The organism is Candidatus Formimonas warabiya, from assembly GCF_002777255.1.
GTDB classification, from domain to species: domain Bacteria; phylum Bacillota; class Dehalobacteriia; order Dehalobacteriales; family Dehalobacteriaceae; genus Formimonas; species Formimonas warabiya.
Map to the genome: position 1 here is coordinate 2,190,634 of NZ_CP017634.1, position 16,374 is coordinate 2,207,007.

Below are 16,374 nucleotides of genomic sequence, written 5' to 3' on the forward strand. Positions count from 1 at the left end.
TCTCTATGTCCTACAAATTATCAATTGGCAATCCCCATTATTATTATGAAAATCATTACGCCAATAGAAGCAACGCCCGATTTTATGAGATATTGTTTTGAACTTGCTCGGTATTTGAGATATATCATTCCTATCTTTAGTCTTTCATTCATTGTCATCTCTCCAAATAAGCAGAATATATCTGTCTCTCTTTCCGAGTGTTTGCGGCGCACCCAAAATGAATTAACATTAGTGGAAGCAAGGGGACGGTTCTGCCGCTTCCATCATCCCTCAAAAAACAAGTTTTACAAAGATCCCGTTTAAACTTTATCTCTCGTTTGTTTTTTCTTCAGTTGCGTGACAGTCAAAGGAAGCGGGAGAACCATCCTTTGCTTTACGCGAGCTATGAGTCAGGGAACCGTCCCCTGACTCATATTATTTGATTTCTGTTTTCTCCCTCAATATACCCATAAATCCACCCTTTTCTTTCATATTTATAGTAAAATTATATCATTATTGTGGATTTATGTCAGAATTTTGACTACTTTTCACACACTCTGCCAGACCCATGCCTCATGTCTTACATAATGCTTTTCCTTATTCCATTATTTCAGTGAATTCCAAATAAAAAGACATCATTGTAAAAACAACTGCTGTTCCGAAGTATCCATATGTAATAATAGCTATAACAGCAAAAATAAGGGAAGTTGCAACTAATGCATTAGCTATGATACCAATAAGGGCAGTTATTAAGGCAATGGGTAATATGAAAGAAAACACTTTTCCTATGTTAGAGCGAACTAAATTCCAAGAAATTTTTGCAGCGTCAATAACCCTTACATTTTCAACAACTATAATATAATCCCAAAAAATAAGATAAAAAAATAAAATCATAATTCCAATTAAAAAAAGGAAAGTAAGTGCTCTTAAGGCAAGAAACAATGGTGTAACGACTAACAGCAAAAAGAATATTATAAAAACCTGTAATAGAAAACGACTAAAAAATTTCTTTGCACAACTAATAAAGGTATCTACGCTGACCTCATACCCCTTAATCCCTGCTAGGACACAGCCTAAGAAACCACCTTTTAAAAAAGCACCTGTCAATAAAAAGAGTATAAATAAAAGTAAGAATGCACCCTCTAGGTAGCTAAAGGGTAGATTTACTGCAATACTACCAGTACCACTCTGGGGTGGATCAGCTAAAACCTGCGTAAGACTCGGAACTGCTGAAGGAATAGTAAATTTAAGAGCAAACCCTTGTGCCCGCCGTAAAATATCCCCTAGTTGTAGGAAATCAAGAATTATTGGAACGAAAACTAGCGGATAAAATCTCTTGGTCAAATCAAAACCTTTGCTTAAGTTCATAGTTTCCATCCCTTTCAGAAAGTTTTAGATATAACATCTTTTTAAAACTCCGCCGTGGACGACGCGCCTCTCGTCCGATTTCAGCTACCGCCCCGTGTCTTGTTTTTTATAGAGCCTTTCGAAAATATATCCGGTCATAACCATTTTCACACCTTTGATCATATGCAATATATCCCAACTTTTTATAAATACTAATATTTTCCACCATCTTAACATTGGTGTATAACCGAATCTCCTTGACTCCCCTTTCTACCGCATAGTTCTCAGCATATTTAATCAGACTTTTTCCAATTCCTTTTCCTTGATAAGATGGAATCACGGCCACATTATCCAATAAAACGTAATCCTCAAAGTCCAGCAACACGAGAATTCCAACAATTTGGCCATTCCATTCTGTCACATAAACGTTCCCTGCTGCAATTAATGAAGCATAATTATCCAGCATAGGTTGCGGTTTTTTTCCCAGTCTGCCAATATACATTTCATAAGAAATGTTAGCGCAATTAAGGATTTCCTTTTCATCAAATAAACTGGCTTTCCTTATTTTTTCTATATCCATTTATTTTCCTCCACCCCTCATTATCCCTCTTAAGTTCACACAACATTTCGAAGAAGCAAAGGACGGCAGGGCCAGTCAGTCAAGGAATCGTCCCCTGACTCATTCAGTCTCAGATTTTGGGAACACACTGTTATGCGATTTGCCCCCCTCAGATTTTATTGCTAAAATCTCAAAGCGATAAGTGGTTATGTAATCCTCTCCGAAGGGATAATGGACTTTACAATCTTCGGATAGATTGTTGAGTATTCGAAAGATTTGTTGTTGATTGTTTTGGGCTGTTCCCATTCTGTCAAACCATTGCGGCAATTTATAGTGATCTTTTAACAGAGAAGTATGTTGTATAGTCAATGGTAGTTCCTTTAATAGCCGGTTCCATAGACGTGGCGAATAAGAACACTGGTGTGAACTGTCCCTTAAAAACTCGATACGATTAATTTCTTTTTCTGCTTCATCCCCATCAAAGACCGAGCAATCAAGAATATAAAGTTTCCCTCCCGACTTTAATACCCTACACATTTCGCGAAGAGCCTTTCTCACGTCGAAGAAATGATGGGCAGCAAATCTTGAGGCAACAATGTCAAATTGACCATCAGGAATATTCAAGTTATGTACATCTTCCACCTGAAACTCAATATTGCTTATACCGGATTGCTTCGTTGCCACTTCCGCCTCTGCCAACATTTCTGGGGTTATATCAACTGCCACCACCTTGTTAACACATTTGGCCAAGGCAATAGCTGTATGCCCTCCTCCGGTAGCAATGTCTAAGGCAGTTTCATCTGGATTCGGCTTTAAAAGATTAACCATTCTCTCCAGATCAACCGGATTTCCATGGGTAGAACTCAATCTATAATCTGAAGCCCTTTGCCCAAAATTTTTCCGAACCTCGCTTTGATTTCCCACACAAGTCTCCCTCCCTAATTTAGGCATGTCGCATAACGTCCCGAGAAGTCCCGCAGCGTCTTATTACATTCATTAAGGAAGCAAGGGACGGTTCGTCATTTCTTATAAAACAAGTTTAAGAGGACCCTGTTTAGACCTTATCCCTCGTTTGTTTTTTCTTCATTTTGCGTGACAGTCAAAGGAAGCGGGAGAACCATCCCTTTGCTTTACGCTAGTCAGTGAGTCAGGGAACCGTCCCCTGACTCACTGACTAGTGAATAAAAATCCTTTGATTCTAACTTCAGAATTTCCTCCCCTAATTTTTGTTATGTCGTATAACGTCTCGCGTATTCCCAAAGTCTGGTTATTACCTTCGTATTATGTCAGCGTTCGGGAATACGCTGTTATACATCATGTGATGTCTCCATTTTAGAGTGTGCCACGATGGTGTGCCCTCGATAATTCTCACTAAACCAAATCGCACTTTATCCATTCGCTTTTGTTATGCGCTTTCCTCCAAATGCATGGATTGTTCTCGTTCCTGCAATGCACCTGCCCCACTGCTCTGTCCCTTTAGGATAAATAATTCATCACCAGGATTAAGCACATACTCTATATCATTAATAACAGCTATATATTTTCCGCTTACACAAACCATGTACTCATCAAATTCATGTTTATGTTTCTTAGATACTCGATCTGAGTGACACGTCCAGAAAGCCATTTGACTACCATCAGCACCTTCATAATAATAGCCATCAATATCTTCGGTATTTTGCTCAGCACTATCAATATGGTTTGCACTATTCTCCATGAAACCTGGGAAATCCTTCATATTCCTAACCTCTGTCTGCTCAACGAGCTTGTGATCATTACAGAAATAATAATAAAAGCCCCATATGCCATCTTAACAAAATCCGTGCATGGTGGCGCGGCCATTACATCACATAACGTATAACGCCCCGCGAAGTTCCGAAGTCTGGTTATTACTTGCATATTCTCTCAGATTCTGGAACTTTGCTGTTATATGTATTGTAGCAACCCTCTGCTCGGAGGCCGCCAGAACGGCGGCCCTTGAGCAAACCCTTCAAATTTATGCTACCGGGGCCTCTCTTTTCTTGCAAATCAAATCACAAGGAACCTTAACATATAAAAGTTCCAATGTTTAACTGTGCCTACGGATTATTTCGTTTGCCTTATATACATCTTCTTTCCTGACAAGAATTTCATAACTGTTATTTGTGTTTGATCCCATTAGCATGTCCGATTGCCTAAAAGTATTATCGTTTGTTTTAGTTTTTGTACTTACACCATTGTCCATAAGGTTTCCCCTTATGCGAATATATTCATCGAGATTGCTTGTTAAATAAACTGTTTCCCAACCAAAAAACATCCCTATTATCTTCTTAAACACCCTAGTTCCTCCCCAGCTCTTTATCTTTTTAAACTCCTTAGTTTTAAAGAAGCAGTTCAAAATCTTATTCAAACAACTCCCGCGCATGGAGGCGTGGGAACAAAACCGCCCCAGACCGCTACATTACGTATAACGGCCAGCTTTGCCGACGTCCTCCGGCCTTAAGGCGAAAACCAAGCCTTACTTAGCTCTTAAGTTAGGCTTGGGCGAGCCGGGTCATGCCTGACTTAGGCCGGGGGATGTGGTGCGCCCGCCCCTGAACTTAGCTTCCCGCACCCTTGCGGCAAAGCATTGTTCTACGACGTATCCTGCCCCGTAACTCAGAGTGCGCCAAAGACGGTTCACCCTTGGACACCAAAAATAATTTTGTAATCTTTTTGTTTCACCATCAAGCAATTTGGACAATTCTCGCTCCTTTACACAATGGATATGTACTAACAAATTCTGATACTGCTTGGCTCATATTTTTAAAAGACTCACCATAAAAGTACAAAGCAGTTTCCGTATTTCCTTGCCAAAACCTCTGAATATCTCCATCATATCCTACTAATCTTGATAATTCTGATAACACAAAGTTTACATCATATTCTTTATATATCTGTTCAGGAAGGTTCACCCCATCTAGATAAATGGCTAAACCTTCTTTCCTTCCAAAAGAGATTTCTTCATTTGTTTCCTCAATTTTTATTTTTGAACCTTTTGGTGCTCCTAGCCATTCCAACTTTTTAACTACTGCTCCAGTAACTGCCTTAACATCTTGATCGTCATAAATTAGAATTTCTAAATCGCAAAATTGTATTTCACCGTCTTGGGTTTGCATAGTTCCACCACCAGTAACCGTACCGTAATTGTTAGATCGCATAAATTCTTCAAGTGGATCTTCATAATGAATTCCTCTATCTACTGGCATGATCTTATCATTCAGTTGAGCAATTATAAATTCTCCTGTTTCTTTATGTTCTTTTTTCTCTAAAGAGCCAAAAACTTTCTTAAATATCTCGTTAAACATTTTTCATTTCTCCTTTACTTAACTTACCGCGCCATGGATGGGCGGCCTTTCGCCACATTTCGTAGAACGTCTCGCCGGTTCCCGCCGCACCCTTAACACATGCATCATCCTCCAAGTGGCGGAAACCGGCTGTTCTACGAAGTGGTGGGTCCCACGGAGCCTAGCCGCCACGGATGGCGGCTCTCTCAGCAGATTTTAACTTTTCCAATCTATCTCAATACCATCAATATTACTTTCCCAACATGATTCTATGAACCTAACAATAACCTCTTCAAGAGAACTGTATTTGTCAACTTTGCTTTCTGCCAATTCGGTTGGCATTATTGGATTAGCTCGTTGGAAATGAAGTAAATACGAACAATCAGATATTTTCTGGATAAATACTTTTTCATGTACAACTTTCCCGGCACTCCAAACTGAAGCATCAGGCGGAAAAAATAAATATCTGTTTAGGAGCTCTACAACTAAAGCTTTAATATTGCTTACAGGAATCCTATTATTCTTAAAAACTTTTCTCTCTATAACATTAACATGACCCTTGGTAATTAACTTGATTAATATCTCTTCAAATACTTATTCCGAACCCCATTCCTTCAACACATAATCTGTACCAACTCTTAACAACTTGGGCTCTCCACCAAACCTTCCGTCAATATGACGCTCTTCCCAGAATTGATTACATACATTACATTTGTATAAGGTTTCCCATATCGAGCTCCGCTCCACATTTAGGACAGGTTATACACTCAAAGCTTTCGCCCTGGTCGACAAAAATAACTTCTTCATAACAAGTGGAGGAAATCCCGTCATTCCATTGTCCTAAAGAAAGCAACAGCTCTTTTGCTTTACTTTGAGCTTGTTGGAAAGGCACATACCCAGGATCTATGGGTATCAACCTCAAATAAGAATCCGACATTTCTTTCCTACCTACCCTACATTCATATTTCAATAATTTTTAAAGCAGTATTAGAATATTCCGATATTGCGAATTGCATATAACGTTCTCGCCATTCCCGCAGCGGCATATTACTTTCATATTGACTAAGTTGCGGGAATGGACGTGTTATATAAAGTCGCGCGTCTTCTTGTTCGGAGGCCGACAGGACGTCGGCCCCTTAATCAATGCTTTATATTGCTCCCATAATCCAAATTGTCTCGTCCACTTTGCAACCTGTACCTGTCCCATAGCTGTATTCCATTCCTTTTCTATGTCTAAATGGCACTTCCGCCCTAATCCAATACGGTCATGGTGACAAAATCGACATTCAAGTGGCATTAAACCGGTTCCGTATAATTCACATAAGTTATCCTTAAGAAAATTACACCCTTTTTTTGCATAAAAGTTAAGAGCAAAATTCCCTTCACATCCCTTAAATGCTGGAGATAACACTCCAAATGCCATCTCAGGAGAAATTTCAAGCATCATGCGATTTCCATATCCGGCTTGAATTGCTCTTACGACCTCTTCCACTGTCCACCATCCGGGACGTCGACAATAACTTAAACATATTTCACAGTTACAAGACTCCGAAGGTGGATATTTTTCATTAAGGGATTTAGACATTGCCCCTTTTTTCTTCAATCATATCACCCTTTAAACAGAATCTTTCCCGGCCATTATCCGCCACCCGATATGGCGCCGTTCCTGCGCGTGATTTTATATAACGTTCTAGGCATTCACGACGCGTCCCAAACACATCCATCATCCTCTAGTGTCGTGAATGCCGTGTTATATGATGCCGTACGCCCCCAGAGACCTACCCAGAACCCGATACCAACACCTAAACTCTTGTAACATAGATCCGAAAACTTTCGCCCCAAGGGTGATATCCAATTCCTATATAAGTAAAACCATACTTTTCGTAATAGCCTACATGGTCGGTACACAGATATAAATCTGAAAAGCCACCCTTTTTTGTATCGTTCTTCGCCTTTTCCAATAACAAGGAACCGAAAGCATTACCACGATGTTCTTCTTCAATGAACAGAGCACAAACCCAAGGATACAAATCCATTCTGCTAATAAAGTCATTTGTGATTAGTCCTGCACAGCCAATGATATCTCCACTGTTCTCTAACAAGTACCACTGTGGTAACGGTCTGGTTGAGGTGATGCAATTGGCAATACAGTCCTCATATACCATTAAAGTATCCGGACTAGCCCATTTGCTTTGTAAATATTGAATTGCCTTGTCCTTAAATTCAGGGCTTTCTTTAACCGAAATAATACGCACCGTGTCACTCCCTTATTTCTACCATTAACACTGGCGAGAAATTAACTGCTTAAAATTCCCTGCAATCGCCGCATACGGTATCGTATAACGTCCCGCGTATTACCGAAGTCTGGTTATTACATGCATATTCTCTCAGATTTTGGGAATACGCTGTTATGCGTAGTAGCAACGTCTCTTTTTCACTTATCGATTAATTTCCTTAAGTACTTATCATGTAGATTGCTTATTGAGACTAAAGATATTATTGCACCTAATAGTGCCATAAACATATCCCATTGTGTATCCCAAACATCGCCTTGAGTACCCAAAAATGCATCTGCTGCGCTACCAGTGGCCTCTGCCACTCCCCATTCTATTAATTCATATGATGCACTAATTGCAAGACAGATGCTAATTATAATGAAAGATAACAATTTACTTGGTTTTAACTCTGCTTTTCGCAATAGTATTTCTCTGGCAATAATGGCGGGAATAAAACCCTGAGCAAAATGCCCCAACCTATCGTAATAATTCCTAGCAAGATCAAATGTATCTCTTATCCAATTAAATATTGGCATTTCTGCATACGTGTAGTGTCCACCAATTATCAGAATGATCGCATGTAGTAATATCAAAATATAAACTAAATTGGTCAGTCTAAATCTGTTATATGTTAAGGTTAAGACAATCAGCCCGATGAGAGCAGGAATAACTTCTAAAAACCATGTAAACAAATCTTTTGGATTTATTACTGACCAAATCAATACGCCAAATAAGATTATCAATAATCCAGTATGTAATGGTTCAACTTTCTTAAAATTCAACCTATTGTTCACTTTAATCCTCCCATGATTCATCTCAGAAATTGCTATACGCATAACGTCCTGGGTATATACGACGTTGGGTGAGGCCGGATAAGCAAAGCATATCTTTGCAGGCTGAACCCAATGTGCTGGAGTGAGCCGTGGGAGGCAAAGCCGACCTAGGCGAACGAAAGCCGAGGAGCCCGAAGGGCCCGGAGCGTATATACGCTGTTATACGAAGTGGCGGCGTACTTCACTTTTTATATTTTTTTACCAATATAAAAAACATATCCATAATACTGTTTGTATTTTGAATACAACTCCGCTTCATACTTCATATATTCAACAAAAGCCTCTGCGGCTTTATTTCCAGCATTTTTTTTCAAAAATGTTTTTTGTATTGCTTTCTGCGGAATAAAATAAGTATCCGTCCAGCATTTTTCAGGCAATGTAAATGCGGCAACAAGACTATAACCGGCTTTTTGCATTATTGAAATATTATGCCCTATTGTACCTATTTCAGGAACAGCATCAACCCAAAACTTTTCAATTTCAGTAGGTCGTTCATCGGTAAACCATGACTCATATGTCACAGCAATATAGCCGTCTTTTTTTAGAAAGCCTTTCCAATAATTCAAGCCTTTTTCAAAACCTATATTGGCAATAGCCCCTTCAGACCATATAACATCAAATTCTTCATTTTGAAACGGTAAATTATCCATTGAACCGACAATGCCTTTTACCCTATTCTGCAAACCGAGCTTTTCAGCGTTTGTATTAAATTTTCCAATAAAATCGGGAAAAATATCAAGCCCAGTAATGGTTCCTTTTGTATTTTGTGCAAGAGTCATTGTTTGACCGCCTGTTCCACAAGCAAAATCCGCAATTTTTAATTCATTTGAAAAATTGTCAATAAAACTTAATGCCCTAATAGTAGATTCAGGGCTACCAGGTCCCTGCCGTTCCAACCTTCCAAAATAATCACAAATTAAGTTTGAATCAAAATCGCGAATTAATGTTTCTTCGTTTTCCATATGTAAACTCCTTAATCCAATGTAGCATCAATTATTCTTTTTCAATATATTTTTCCACCAATTTAGCCGCCATTTCGTATAACGTCCCGAGGGTTTGCGATGTCGGGTTATTACATTCATATTCTCTCCGATGTCGCTAAACCCTCTGTTATGCGCTGTTGGCTTCCCCAGATTTAGGCTAACCAACTTCTCTTTAGTATTTAAGCAGTTCCGATACCGTTTTGAACGAATAGCCCTGTCGTCTCAACCCTAAAACTATCCCCCTAATGGATTTCATTGATTCCCTTCGACTATCGTACATGACGTGTAGCAGAATAATAGACCCAGGTTTGGTATTCTCCAAAACATGTTTAGTAATCTTTTCAGAGCTATCCGCTACATCCGGGTACGAATCCGGTTCGATATCCCACATTATGGTCTTACGATTATGTTGTTTTAAGTAATAAGGTAGCACGAATAACTTCTTGCCGTTTGGTGGCCTAAAAACAATTTCTCTATCATAACCTGCTTCTTTAATTAGTTGGTCTGTTTTTTCGATCTCCCCCCGAACGTAGTTATATGACTTCAGGACCATTCGATTATGTGAGTAGGTATGGTTTCCTAATTCGTGTCCAGCTGCAACAATCCTTTTTCCCTGGGACATGTTCTTTTCCAGGTCTGAACCTATTACAAAAAAAGTTGCCTTAATATTTAGATCGTTGAGAATGGATAAAATCTCGTCCGTCTTATCGGTTGGTCCATCATCGAAGGTTAAAGCAACTACTTTTTCGCTTGTATCAACTCGAGGGTAGATTTCACCAAAAAGCTGAAATGTTCGGGATTTTGATACGCTCCATAGTGCCAAAGTAATGACAAATAGCAGCGCAACAGATGATAAAGCTAATAAGCCTTTCTTCAAATTCTATTCCCCCATTTATTTCTTGAATAGCCAATTGCACATAACTTTCTAGGCATTCACGAAGCGTCATACTACTTTCATATTGGTAAGTTTCGTGAATGCCGTGTTAGGCGATGGAAGTCTCCCTTAAGAATCCTTGGAAGTCTCTCCCTTTTGCAACCTCTCAAATTCAATTCCTAGTATTTTAAGCTTACTAGCGAAAGGTATAAGTATTAGGCCGATACAAGCCCCCACTAACGTTAATTGAAAAGCAGATAGAGTAAGTACTTTTGCGAAATCAAGTACAGATAATACAATCAGAACTGCCGCCAAAAACCAACAGGCAAACCAAAACCAGTCAAATACCTTATCATGTTTTGTTTTAGTCGTTGCAATTGAAGTGTTAAGGCTACTCTGTCGTAAAGTTGAGTACTGCAATACCTCCTGAGCGGAAACTCTATCAAGTTCCTCTATCTGATTTCCAAATTCTACTCTTTCAATATCGAATCCCTTGTTACTGTCGCTTCTGTATACTAAATATATAGGTAATCGTTTTCCCAAAGCCTTAATGTATCTTTGCAGTTGCCCTTTTCCCATATTTTGATTTCCTGCAGACTTTCGTGACTTCACCTCGAATAAGGCTACGGGTTCCTTGGATTGAGGATCTATTATTGCCAAATCCACACTGTACTTACCAATCGGCCATTCAATGGCAAATGATTCCTCGGGATAACCATGGCTTACTAAGTATTCAATTAACGCTTGTAAGACATCTTTCTCTAGATCCATCCCAGACTCCCCTTTCCTTTTCTTTTCTTATTTAACTTCTGTCGCCTAACGTCCCGCGTATTCCCGAAGTCTGGTTATTACTTTCATATCATCCCATATTTTGGGAATACGCTGTTATCGGATGGATGAGGCCCCCCAGAGCCAGAGTGCGACAGGACGTCGCACCCTTTAAGTCTTTCTAATCCAACTCGGATAAATTCTCTAAAATCGGGTATAGGCTTAGATGAACTAAAACTGGAACAACTCACTATGTGCTACGACACTTTATTTGTCAAATTCTGCTGTCAGGCTAATATGTTTCACTAGTTCATCCGCCAGCCCAATATACTTCTGAGGAGTCAATTCCATTAATCGCAACTTATCTTCTTCAGGCAGTTCAACGCTTGAAATAAATGCTCTTATTTCTTCTTTTCCAATCATCTTTCCACGAGTAATTTCCTTGAGCCTTTCATATGGGTTGCAATAGCCATGCTTTCTCATAACTGTTTGTACTGCTTCAGCAAGAACTGCCCAAGCTTCCTCAAAATCATTTTCAATAGCCTTGGGATTTATAGATATTTTTCTGAACCCTCTCAAAGTAGAATTAAGCGCTATGTATGAATACGCAATTGCCGCCCCTATATTCCTCTGGGCAGATGAATCGCTAAGATCTCTTTGCATACGGGATATTGAAAGCTTATTCGCGAGAAATTCAAGCAAAGAATTGCTTATTCCAAGGTTCGCTTCAGCATTCTCAAAATCAATCGGATTGACTTTATGCGGCATTGTTGAAGATCCAACCTCTCCTTTTGCCGCTTTCTGTTTAAAATAACCAAGTGAAATATATAACCATACATCCCTATCAAAATCTAAAACAATATTGTTAAAACGAATGATTGCATGGAAACATTCAGCCATATAATCATGAGACTCAATCTGCGTAGTCATGGGATTATACTCTAGGCCCAATCCGCATACAAATCCCTTGGATACTTTCTCCCATTCAATATCAGGATAGGCAATTTTATGAGCATTGAAATTACCTACAGCTCCATTAAATTTGCCAAGATATTCAAGTGAACGAATTGACTTTAGCTGCCGGTTCCACCTATAAACAAATATTGCCAGCTCCTTCCCAACAGTAGTTGGCGAGGCTGGCTGTCCATGAGTATGAGCTAACATCGGAACATCTTTTAATTCTTCTGCCATATTAGCAACTTCATCCACAAGTTTTTTCGCCAGCGGTAACCACGCATCATTCATTCCTTGTTTTAACATTAAAGCGTAGGACAAATTATTTATGTCTTCTGATGTACAAGCAAAATGAATAAATTCAATTACATCAGAAAGTGATGTATCCTTCAGCATTTCCCTCAAAAAATATTCCACCGCTTTTACGTCATGGTTAGTAACCTTTTCAATTTCTTTTATCTTTAAAGCGGGTTCTTCATTAAAATTGGCTACGATATTCCTGAGAAACTGTATTTCTTCAATGGTCAAGCCTCTTATGTTGTGAAATTCCGGATTAGACGCCATTGTAATCAGCCATTCAACTTCGATATGAGTGCGGAATTTCGTTAGTGCCCACTCGGAAAAATAGTTTTCTAAGATTGTTGTAATATTACTATAGCGACCTTCAATCGGAGTCAAAGCTTTAATTCTACTCATACACATTCCCTCCTCAACACATATTTAAAGCAAGATTAGCAATTTTCCATTTATTAATAGACGCGCTTGGTTGTTAGTAGTAACATTTTATCAATACCCACCTTGCTTCAGCAAAACATACATCCAAAGGCATACTTCTAATAATATAACCCAAAACCGAAAGCAAATCGTAATGATGATCGCTCTTTTTGTAGAATATTCTTCTTCACGCCGCAGGATGCGGCGGTCTCGCCTCATCTTTCCGATAACGTCCCGTGAATTCCCGAAATCTGGTTACTACTTGATATTATCTCAGATTTTGGGGAATTTACTGTTCTACGACGTATCGTACCCCCTGACTCAGCAGCGCCACGGACGGCGCTGCCTTAAATATTCACAAGTAAGATAGCAAATCACAATAATTTCGTTTAAATACCTTCAACAAAATAAGTCGCTATCTTTATCTCTATTCCAAACATATTCAATCCCTTGTGATATCTTTTCCGCAACCTCAGTTCCCATAGTATCAGCAATAAAACCTAAAGCCATATCAATTCCGGCAGAAACACCGGAAGAAGTATAATATTTTCCATCTTTAACCCATCTGGCTTTTCTTATCCATTGAACATCTTTATCTTGTTCAATAACCCAATCAAATGCCATTTTATTAGTAGTCGCCATAATACCCTTCAACAATCCTGTACTGGCTAATAATGCTGAGCCGGTACACACTGTTAGAACAAATTTAGCACAAAGGGATAGGTCCTTAATGTATCGTATCAATTCTTTGTTATTGACTTCACTTCTTGTTCCAAAACCACCTGGTATTAATAAAATGCCATCTCTATTAATATCAGATATAGGTAGTGTTTCTACTCTGATATTTTGGCTGCTTGTAATAATGCCACCTTTTTCGGAAAAACATTCTATCTCATAATGTTTTCCCAGCTTCCCGATTACTTCAATTGGCCCGAAGACATCTAATGTCTCAAAATTATTGAACAGTATTACATTAAAATTTGTCATAATACCTCCATAAAATGCTCTTATACTTTTACTAAAAGGAATACTTTCTTTTATCCCGCACCAGGACGGTGCGACCTTTGTACGATATGTTGTAGAACTCTTGCATCTCCGAACCAATGTCGCTTTATATGCCAAAAATAGTGGGATTTGCGACATAGTGTCGTGAATACCTAACTATGTCTGTCTAAAAATATTCTATCTAACGGACTTTGATTTTCCCTATTATCTGTTCACTGACATGGGTATATACCTCTGTAGTTTTAGAGCTTTTGTGCCCCAGCAGTTCCTGAATATATCTTAAGTCGGTCCCACCCTCCAAAAGATGCGTTGCAAATGAGTACCTCAGTGCGTGGACCGAAACATCTTTCTTGATGCCTGCTTTTTCGCAAGCGTTTTCAAAAACTCTCTGTACCGTACGTTCAGTTAGATGACCTTCTTCCTTATCGCCGGAAGCAACCATGTTTTAGGTTGATATTTCTTTACATATATAGGTAATCCGTCTAAAGCCACCGGAGATAACATGGTATACCGGTCTTTTCTCCCTTTCCCCTGCCGGATGTGGATCAACATCCTTAAACTATCAATATCTTCGACCCTCAATCTTAACACCTCACCAACCTGCAAACCAGCCGAATATGTTAATAATAAAATAGCCCGGTGTTTCAAATTCTGAAGTGACGCCAAGATTCTATTTATTTCATCTTGGCTGAGAACCAAAGGTAATTTATTTTCCTTTTTAGGTCGAGGAATAGCCATTACTATGTCAAACCGGCCAAGCACTTGTTAGAGAAAAATTGCGGTTTTATGTTATTTATTTCCTACTTCTGCATATTCCGGGGATTTCCTTCCTTTTTATGTCGTCCTGTGAAAAATATCCCAGCTTTGTTTTACAAGCAGCAAACATAAGCAAACCCCGGCAGCTTACGCCGCCGGGGTCTCTGATCAACAATATACTTTTTTAGAATTCGTTGGGCAGGCCCTGCAGTTCTTCCATGGTAAATACCGGGCCGTCCAGGCAGACATACTTGCTGCCGATGTTGCACCGGCCGCATTTGCCGATGCCGCACTTCATTCTCATTTCCAGAGTGGTAATCACCTGTGCATCGGTATAGCCCATTTTCTTCAAGGACTGCAGACAGAACTTGATCATGATGGGCGGGCCGCAGAGAACGACCATCTTGCCCTGGGGGTCGGGATTGACCTGTTCCAGAAAGGCAGGAACGAATCCTACGTTGCCGGTCCATTTTTCATCCCCTTTGTCCACTGTGACGTGAACTTTGGTGTCTCTTTCTTTGGGCCAGTTTTCAAACAGATCTTCTTTGAAGCACAAATCTTCTGGGGATCTGGCTCCGTAGATGATATCGATTTTGCCGAAATCATCCCGGTGCTCAAAGCTGTACCTGATCAAGGAGCGAACTGGGGCTAACCCGATCCCGCCGCCGATATAAAGCATATCTTTCCCCTTGCATTTATCGATGGGGAACCCGTTCCCGTATGGTCCTCTAACCCCTACGGTCTGGCCGGGTCTGATTTCATGAAGGGCGTCGGTGAGCATGCCGCATTTCTTGATGGCAAACTCCAGGTGGTTTTCTCCCTGGGCGGTGACGGAAAACATTCCTTCCCCCAGGTTCATCAGGGAGAACATGCCCAACTGTCCAGGCATGGGAGTAAAAGGTTTCTTGCCGTCCTTGGTGCTGACGAAAAAGGTTTTAATATCCGGAGTCTCCTCCACGATTTTAAATACGGTGCCCAAAACAGGAACCAAAGGATTGTTGGTTTCACAACTGCAGCTACTCATTGACGGCCACCTCCTTCAACTGGTCGATAAACAAGGTAATATCCATATTTACCGGGCATTTGGCCAGGCATCTGCCGCAGCCCACACAGAGGTTTTTGCCGTATCTTTCATTGAAGTACTCCAGCTTGTGCAGGTACCTGTTGCGGATCCGTTCCGTTTTGCTGGGCCGGGGATTGTGGCCCCCCGCCATCCGGGTATATTCGGAGAACATGCAGGAATCCCAGCACCGGAACCGGTATCCTTCATTCCCGTCATTGCGCACCTCAATATCAAAGCAGTAGCAGGTGGGACAGAGATAGGTGCAGGTCCCGCAGCCGATACATTTCCGGCTCACTTCCTTCCAAACCGGGCTTTCAAACATTTTGGAGAGTTTCTCCGGTACGCCGGTCATATCCACTTTCAAGGTACAGGCGGGCTGAGGAATCGTTCCCTCCCCCTCCGTCAATAAACCCTGCCATTTTGACACCAGTTCTTGACCGGCTTCGGACTGGGCTTCCACACCGTAGGAATCACCTAAATCATAAAGCTGGACATCGGCGGCTTCATGTTTCCCCGGGTTTAATCCCATGGAATCACAGAAGCAGGTGGGCGCGGTTTTGGCACAGCCCATGCATACGGTGAGCAGCTTCTCCCGTTTATTTTTAAAGAATTCATCTTCATAGGACTTGGTCAGGAAAACATCCTCCATGCACTTGATGCTCTGCATATCACAGGGCCGTACACCCAAAATAACCTGCTGCTCTGCCTCATTGTGCACGGTATAATCGGTAATTTCCTGATTGGAGACTTTATAGGAATACATCTTTTCGGTATTAGGGAATAAAAGGTCCTTCGGTGGCAGCACAGTGTTCACGGCTTCCAAATCCAGTGTTCCTTCACTGCCCCAGGGGGCAAACTTGCTGATCCCGTTTATCTGCATCGGTACCAGGACCTTTGATTCTTTGGCAAGAATCTCAATGGCTTCTTTGATTTTATTTTTGGCTAAGGTTTTCACTGC

The 16,374-nt window shown here is 40.4% G+C and carries 19 protein-coding genes; all 19 read right to left on the reverse strand.

Going from position 1 to position 16,374, the window contains the following annotated elements; translation table 11 throughout:
• Nucleotides 1-576: 576 nt before the first annotated feature.
• Entirely contained in the window at nt 577-1,347 is a 771-nt protein-coding gene (locus DCMF_RS10235; RefSeq protein ID WP_236860238.1) for a hypothetical protein, read from the reverse strand.
• A gap of 106 nt (nt 1,348-1,453) precedes the next feature.
• On the reverse strand, nt 1,454-1,906 hold the full coding sequence (locus tag DCMF_RS10240; RefSeq protein ID WP_148134342.1) for a GNAT family N-acetyltransferase: 453 nt from the start codon (nt 1,904-1,906) through the stop codon (nt 1,454-1,456).
• Nucleotides 1,907-2,005: 99 nt separating this feature from the next.
• Nucleotides 2,006-2,809 carry a class I SAM-dependent methyltransferase gene (locus tag DCMF_RS10245; RefSeq protein WP_148134343.1) on the reverse strand — a complete coding sequence of 268 codons (804 nt, stop codon included), beginning with the start codon at nt 2,807-2,809 and terminating at the stop codon, nt 2,006-2,008.
• A 481-nt stretch (nt 2,810-3,290) separates the two neighbouring features.
• Nucleotides 3,291-3,623, reverse strand: a complete 333-nt coding sequence (locus DCMF_RS10250) for a cupin domain-containing protein (protein ID WP_335582403.1) — start codon at nt 3,621-3,623, stop codon at nt 3,291-3,293.
• Between the two features lie 330 nt (nt 3,624-3,953).
• Nucleotides 3,954-4,202: a hypothetical protein gene (locus DCMF_RS10255; RefSeq protein WP_148137832.1), complete on the reverse strand. Its 249-nt coding sequence runs from the start codon at nt 4,200-4,202 to the stop codon at nt 3,954-3,956.
• Nucleotides 4,203-4,590: 388 nt separating this feature from the next.
• The gene (locus DCMF_RS10260; RefSeq protein WP_214659248.1) at nt 4,591-5,211 is read right to left on the reverse strand and encodes a hypothetical protein; all 621 of its coding nucleotides are present in this window, start codon (nt 5,209-5,211) and stop codon (nt 4,591-4,593) included.
• A 685-nt stretch (nt 5,212-5,896) separates the two neighbouring features.
• Nucleotides 5,897-6,127, reverse strand: coding sequence for a hypothetical protein (locus tag DCMF_RS10265; protein ID WP_148134344.1), 231 nt, complete (start codon nt 6,125-6,127; stop codon nt 5,897-5,899).
• A gap of 147 nt (nt 6,128-6,274) precedes the next feature.
• On the reverse strand, nt 6,275-6,682 hold the full coding sequence (locus DCMF_RS10270) for a hypothetical protein (RefSeq protein WP_214659249.1): 408 nt from the start codon (nt 6,680-6,682) through the stop codon (nt 6,275-6,277).
• 310 nt (nt 6,683-6,992) lie between these two features.
• Nucleotides 6,993-7,445: a GNAT family N-acetyltransferase gene (locus tag DCMF_RS10275; protein WP_148134346.1), complete on the reverse strand. Its 453-nt coding sequence runs from the start codon at nt 7,443-7,445 to the stop codon at nt 6,993-6,995.
• Between the two features lie 179 nt (nt 7,446-7,624).
• Nucleotides 7,625-8,260, reverse strand: a complete 636-nt coding sequence (locus DCMF_RS10280) for a DUF2238 domain-containing protein (protein ID WP_236860239.1) — start codon at nt 8,258-8,260, stop codon at nt 7,625-7,627.
• A 227-nt stretch (nt 8,261-8,487) separates the two neighbouring features.
• Entirely contained in the window at nt 8,488-9,261 is a 774-nt protein-coding gene (locus DCMF_RS10285; RefSeq protein WP_148134347.1) for a class I SAM-dependent methyltransferase, read from the reverse strand.
• Between the two features lie 193 nt (nt 9,262-9,454).
• Nucleotides 9,455-10,159, reverse strand: a complete 705-nt coding sequence (locus DCMF_RS10290; RefSeq protein ID WP_148134348.1) for a polysaccharide deacetylase family protein — start codon at nt 10,157-10,159, stop codon at nt 9,455-9,457.
• A gap of 126 nt (nt 10,160-10,285) precedes the next feature.
• Nucleotides 10,286-10,927 carry a type I restriction enzyme HsdR N-terminal domain-containing protein gene (locus DCMF_RS10295; RefSeq protein WP_148134349.1) on the reverse strand — a complete coding sequence of 214 codons (642 nt, stop codon included), beginning with the start codon at nt 10,925-10,927 and terminating at the stop codon, nt 10,286-10,288.
• Nucleotides 10,928-11,191: 264 nt separating this feature from the next.
• On the reverse strand, nt 11,192-12,574 hold the full coding sequence (gene purB, locus DCMF_RS10300; protein WP_148134350.1) for an adenylosuccinate lyase: 1,383 nt from the start codon (nt 12,572-12,574) through the stop codon (nt 11,192-11,194).
• A gap of 417 nt (nt 12,575-12,991) precedes the next feature.
• A complete protein-coding gene (locus tag DCMF_RS10305) occupies nt 12,992-13,582 on the reverse strand; it encodes a DJ-1/PfpI family protein (protein WP_418219646.1) in 591 nt (196 codons plus the stop codon).
• 196 nt (nt 13,583-13,778) lie between these two features.
• A complete protein-coding gene (locus tag DCMF_RS30225) occupies nt 13,779-14,039 on the reverse strand; it encodes a tyrosine-type recombinase/integrase (RefSeq protein ID WP_148134352.1) in 261 nt (86 codons plus the stop codon).
• Nucleotides 14,003-14,335: a tyrosine-type recombinase/integrase gene (locus DCMF_RS30230; protein ID WP_214659250.1), complete on the reverse strand. Its 333-nt coding sequence runs from the start codon at nt 14,333-14,335 to the stop codon at nt 14,003-14,005. The genes DCMF_RS30225 and DCMF_RS30230 overlap by 37 nt, the downstream gene beginning before the upstream one ends.
• 202 nt (nt 14,336-14,537) lie before the next feature.
• Nucleotides 14,538-15,377, reverse strand: coding sequence for an FAD/NAD(P)-binding protein (locus DCMF_RS10320; protein WP_148134354.1), 840 nt, complete (start codon nt 15,375-15,377; stop codon nt 14,538-14,540).
• Nucleotides 15,370-16,371, reverse strand: a complete 1,002-nt coding sequence (locus tag DCMF_RS10325; RefSeq protein ID WP_214659251.1) for a 4Fe-4S dicluster domain-containing protein — start codon at nt 16,369-16,371, stop codon at nt 15,370-15,372. The genes DCMF_RS10320 and DCMF_RS10325 overlap by 8 nt, the downstream gene beginning before the upstream one ends.
• Nucleotides 16,372-16,374 lie beyond the last annotated feature (3 nt).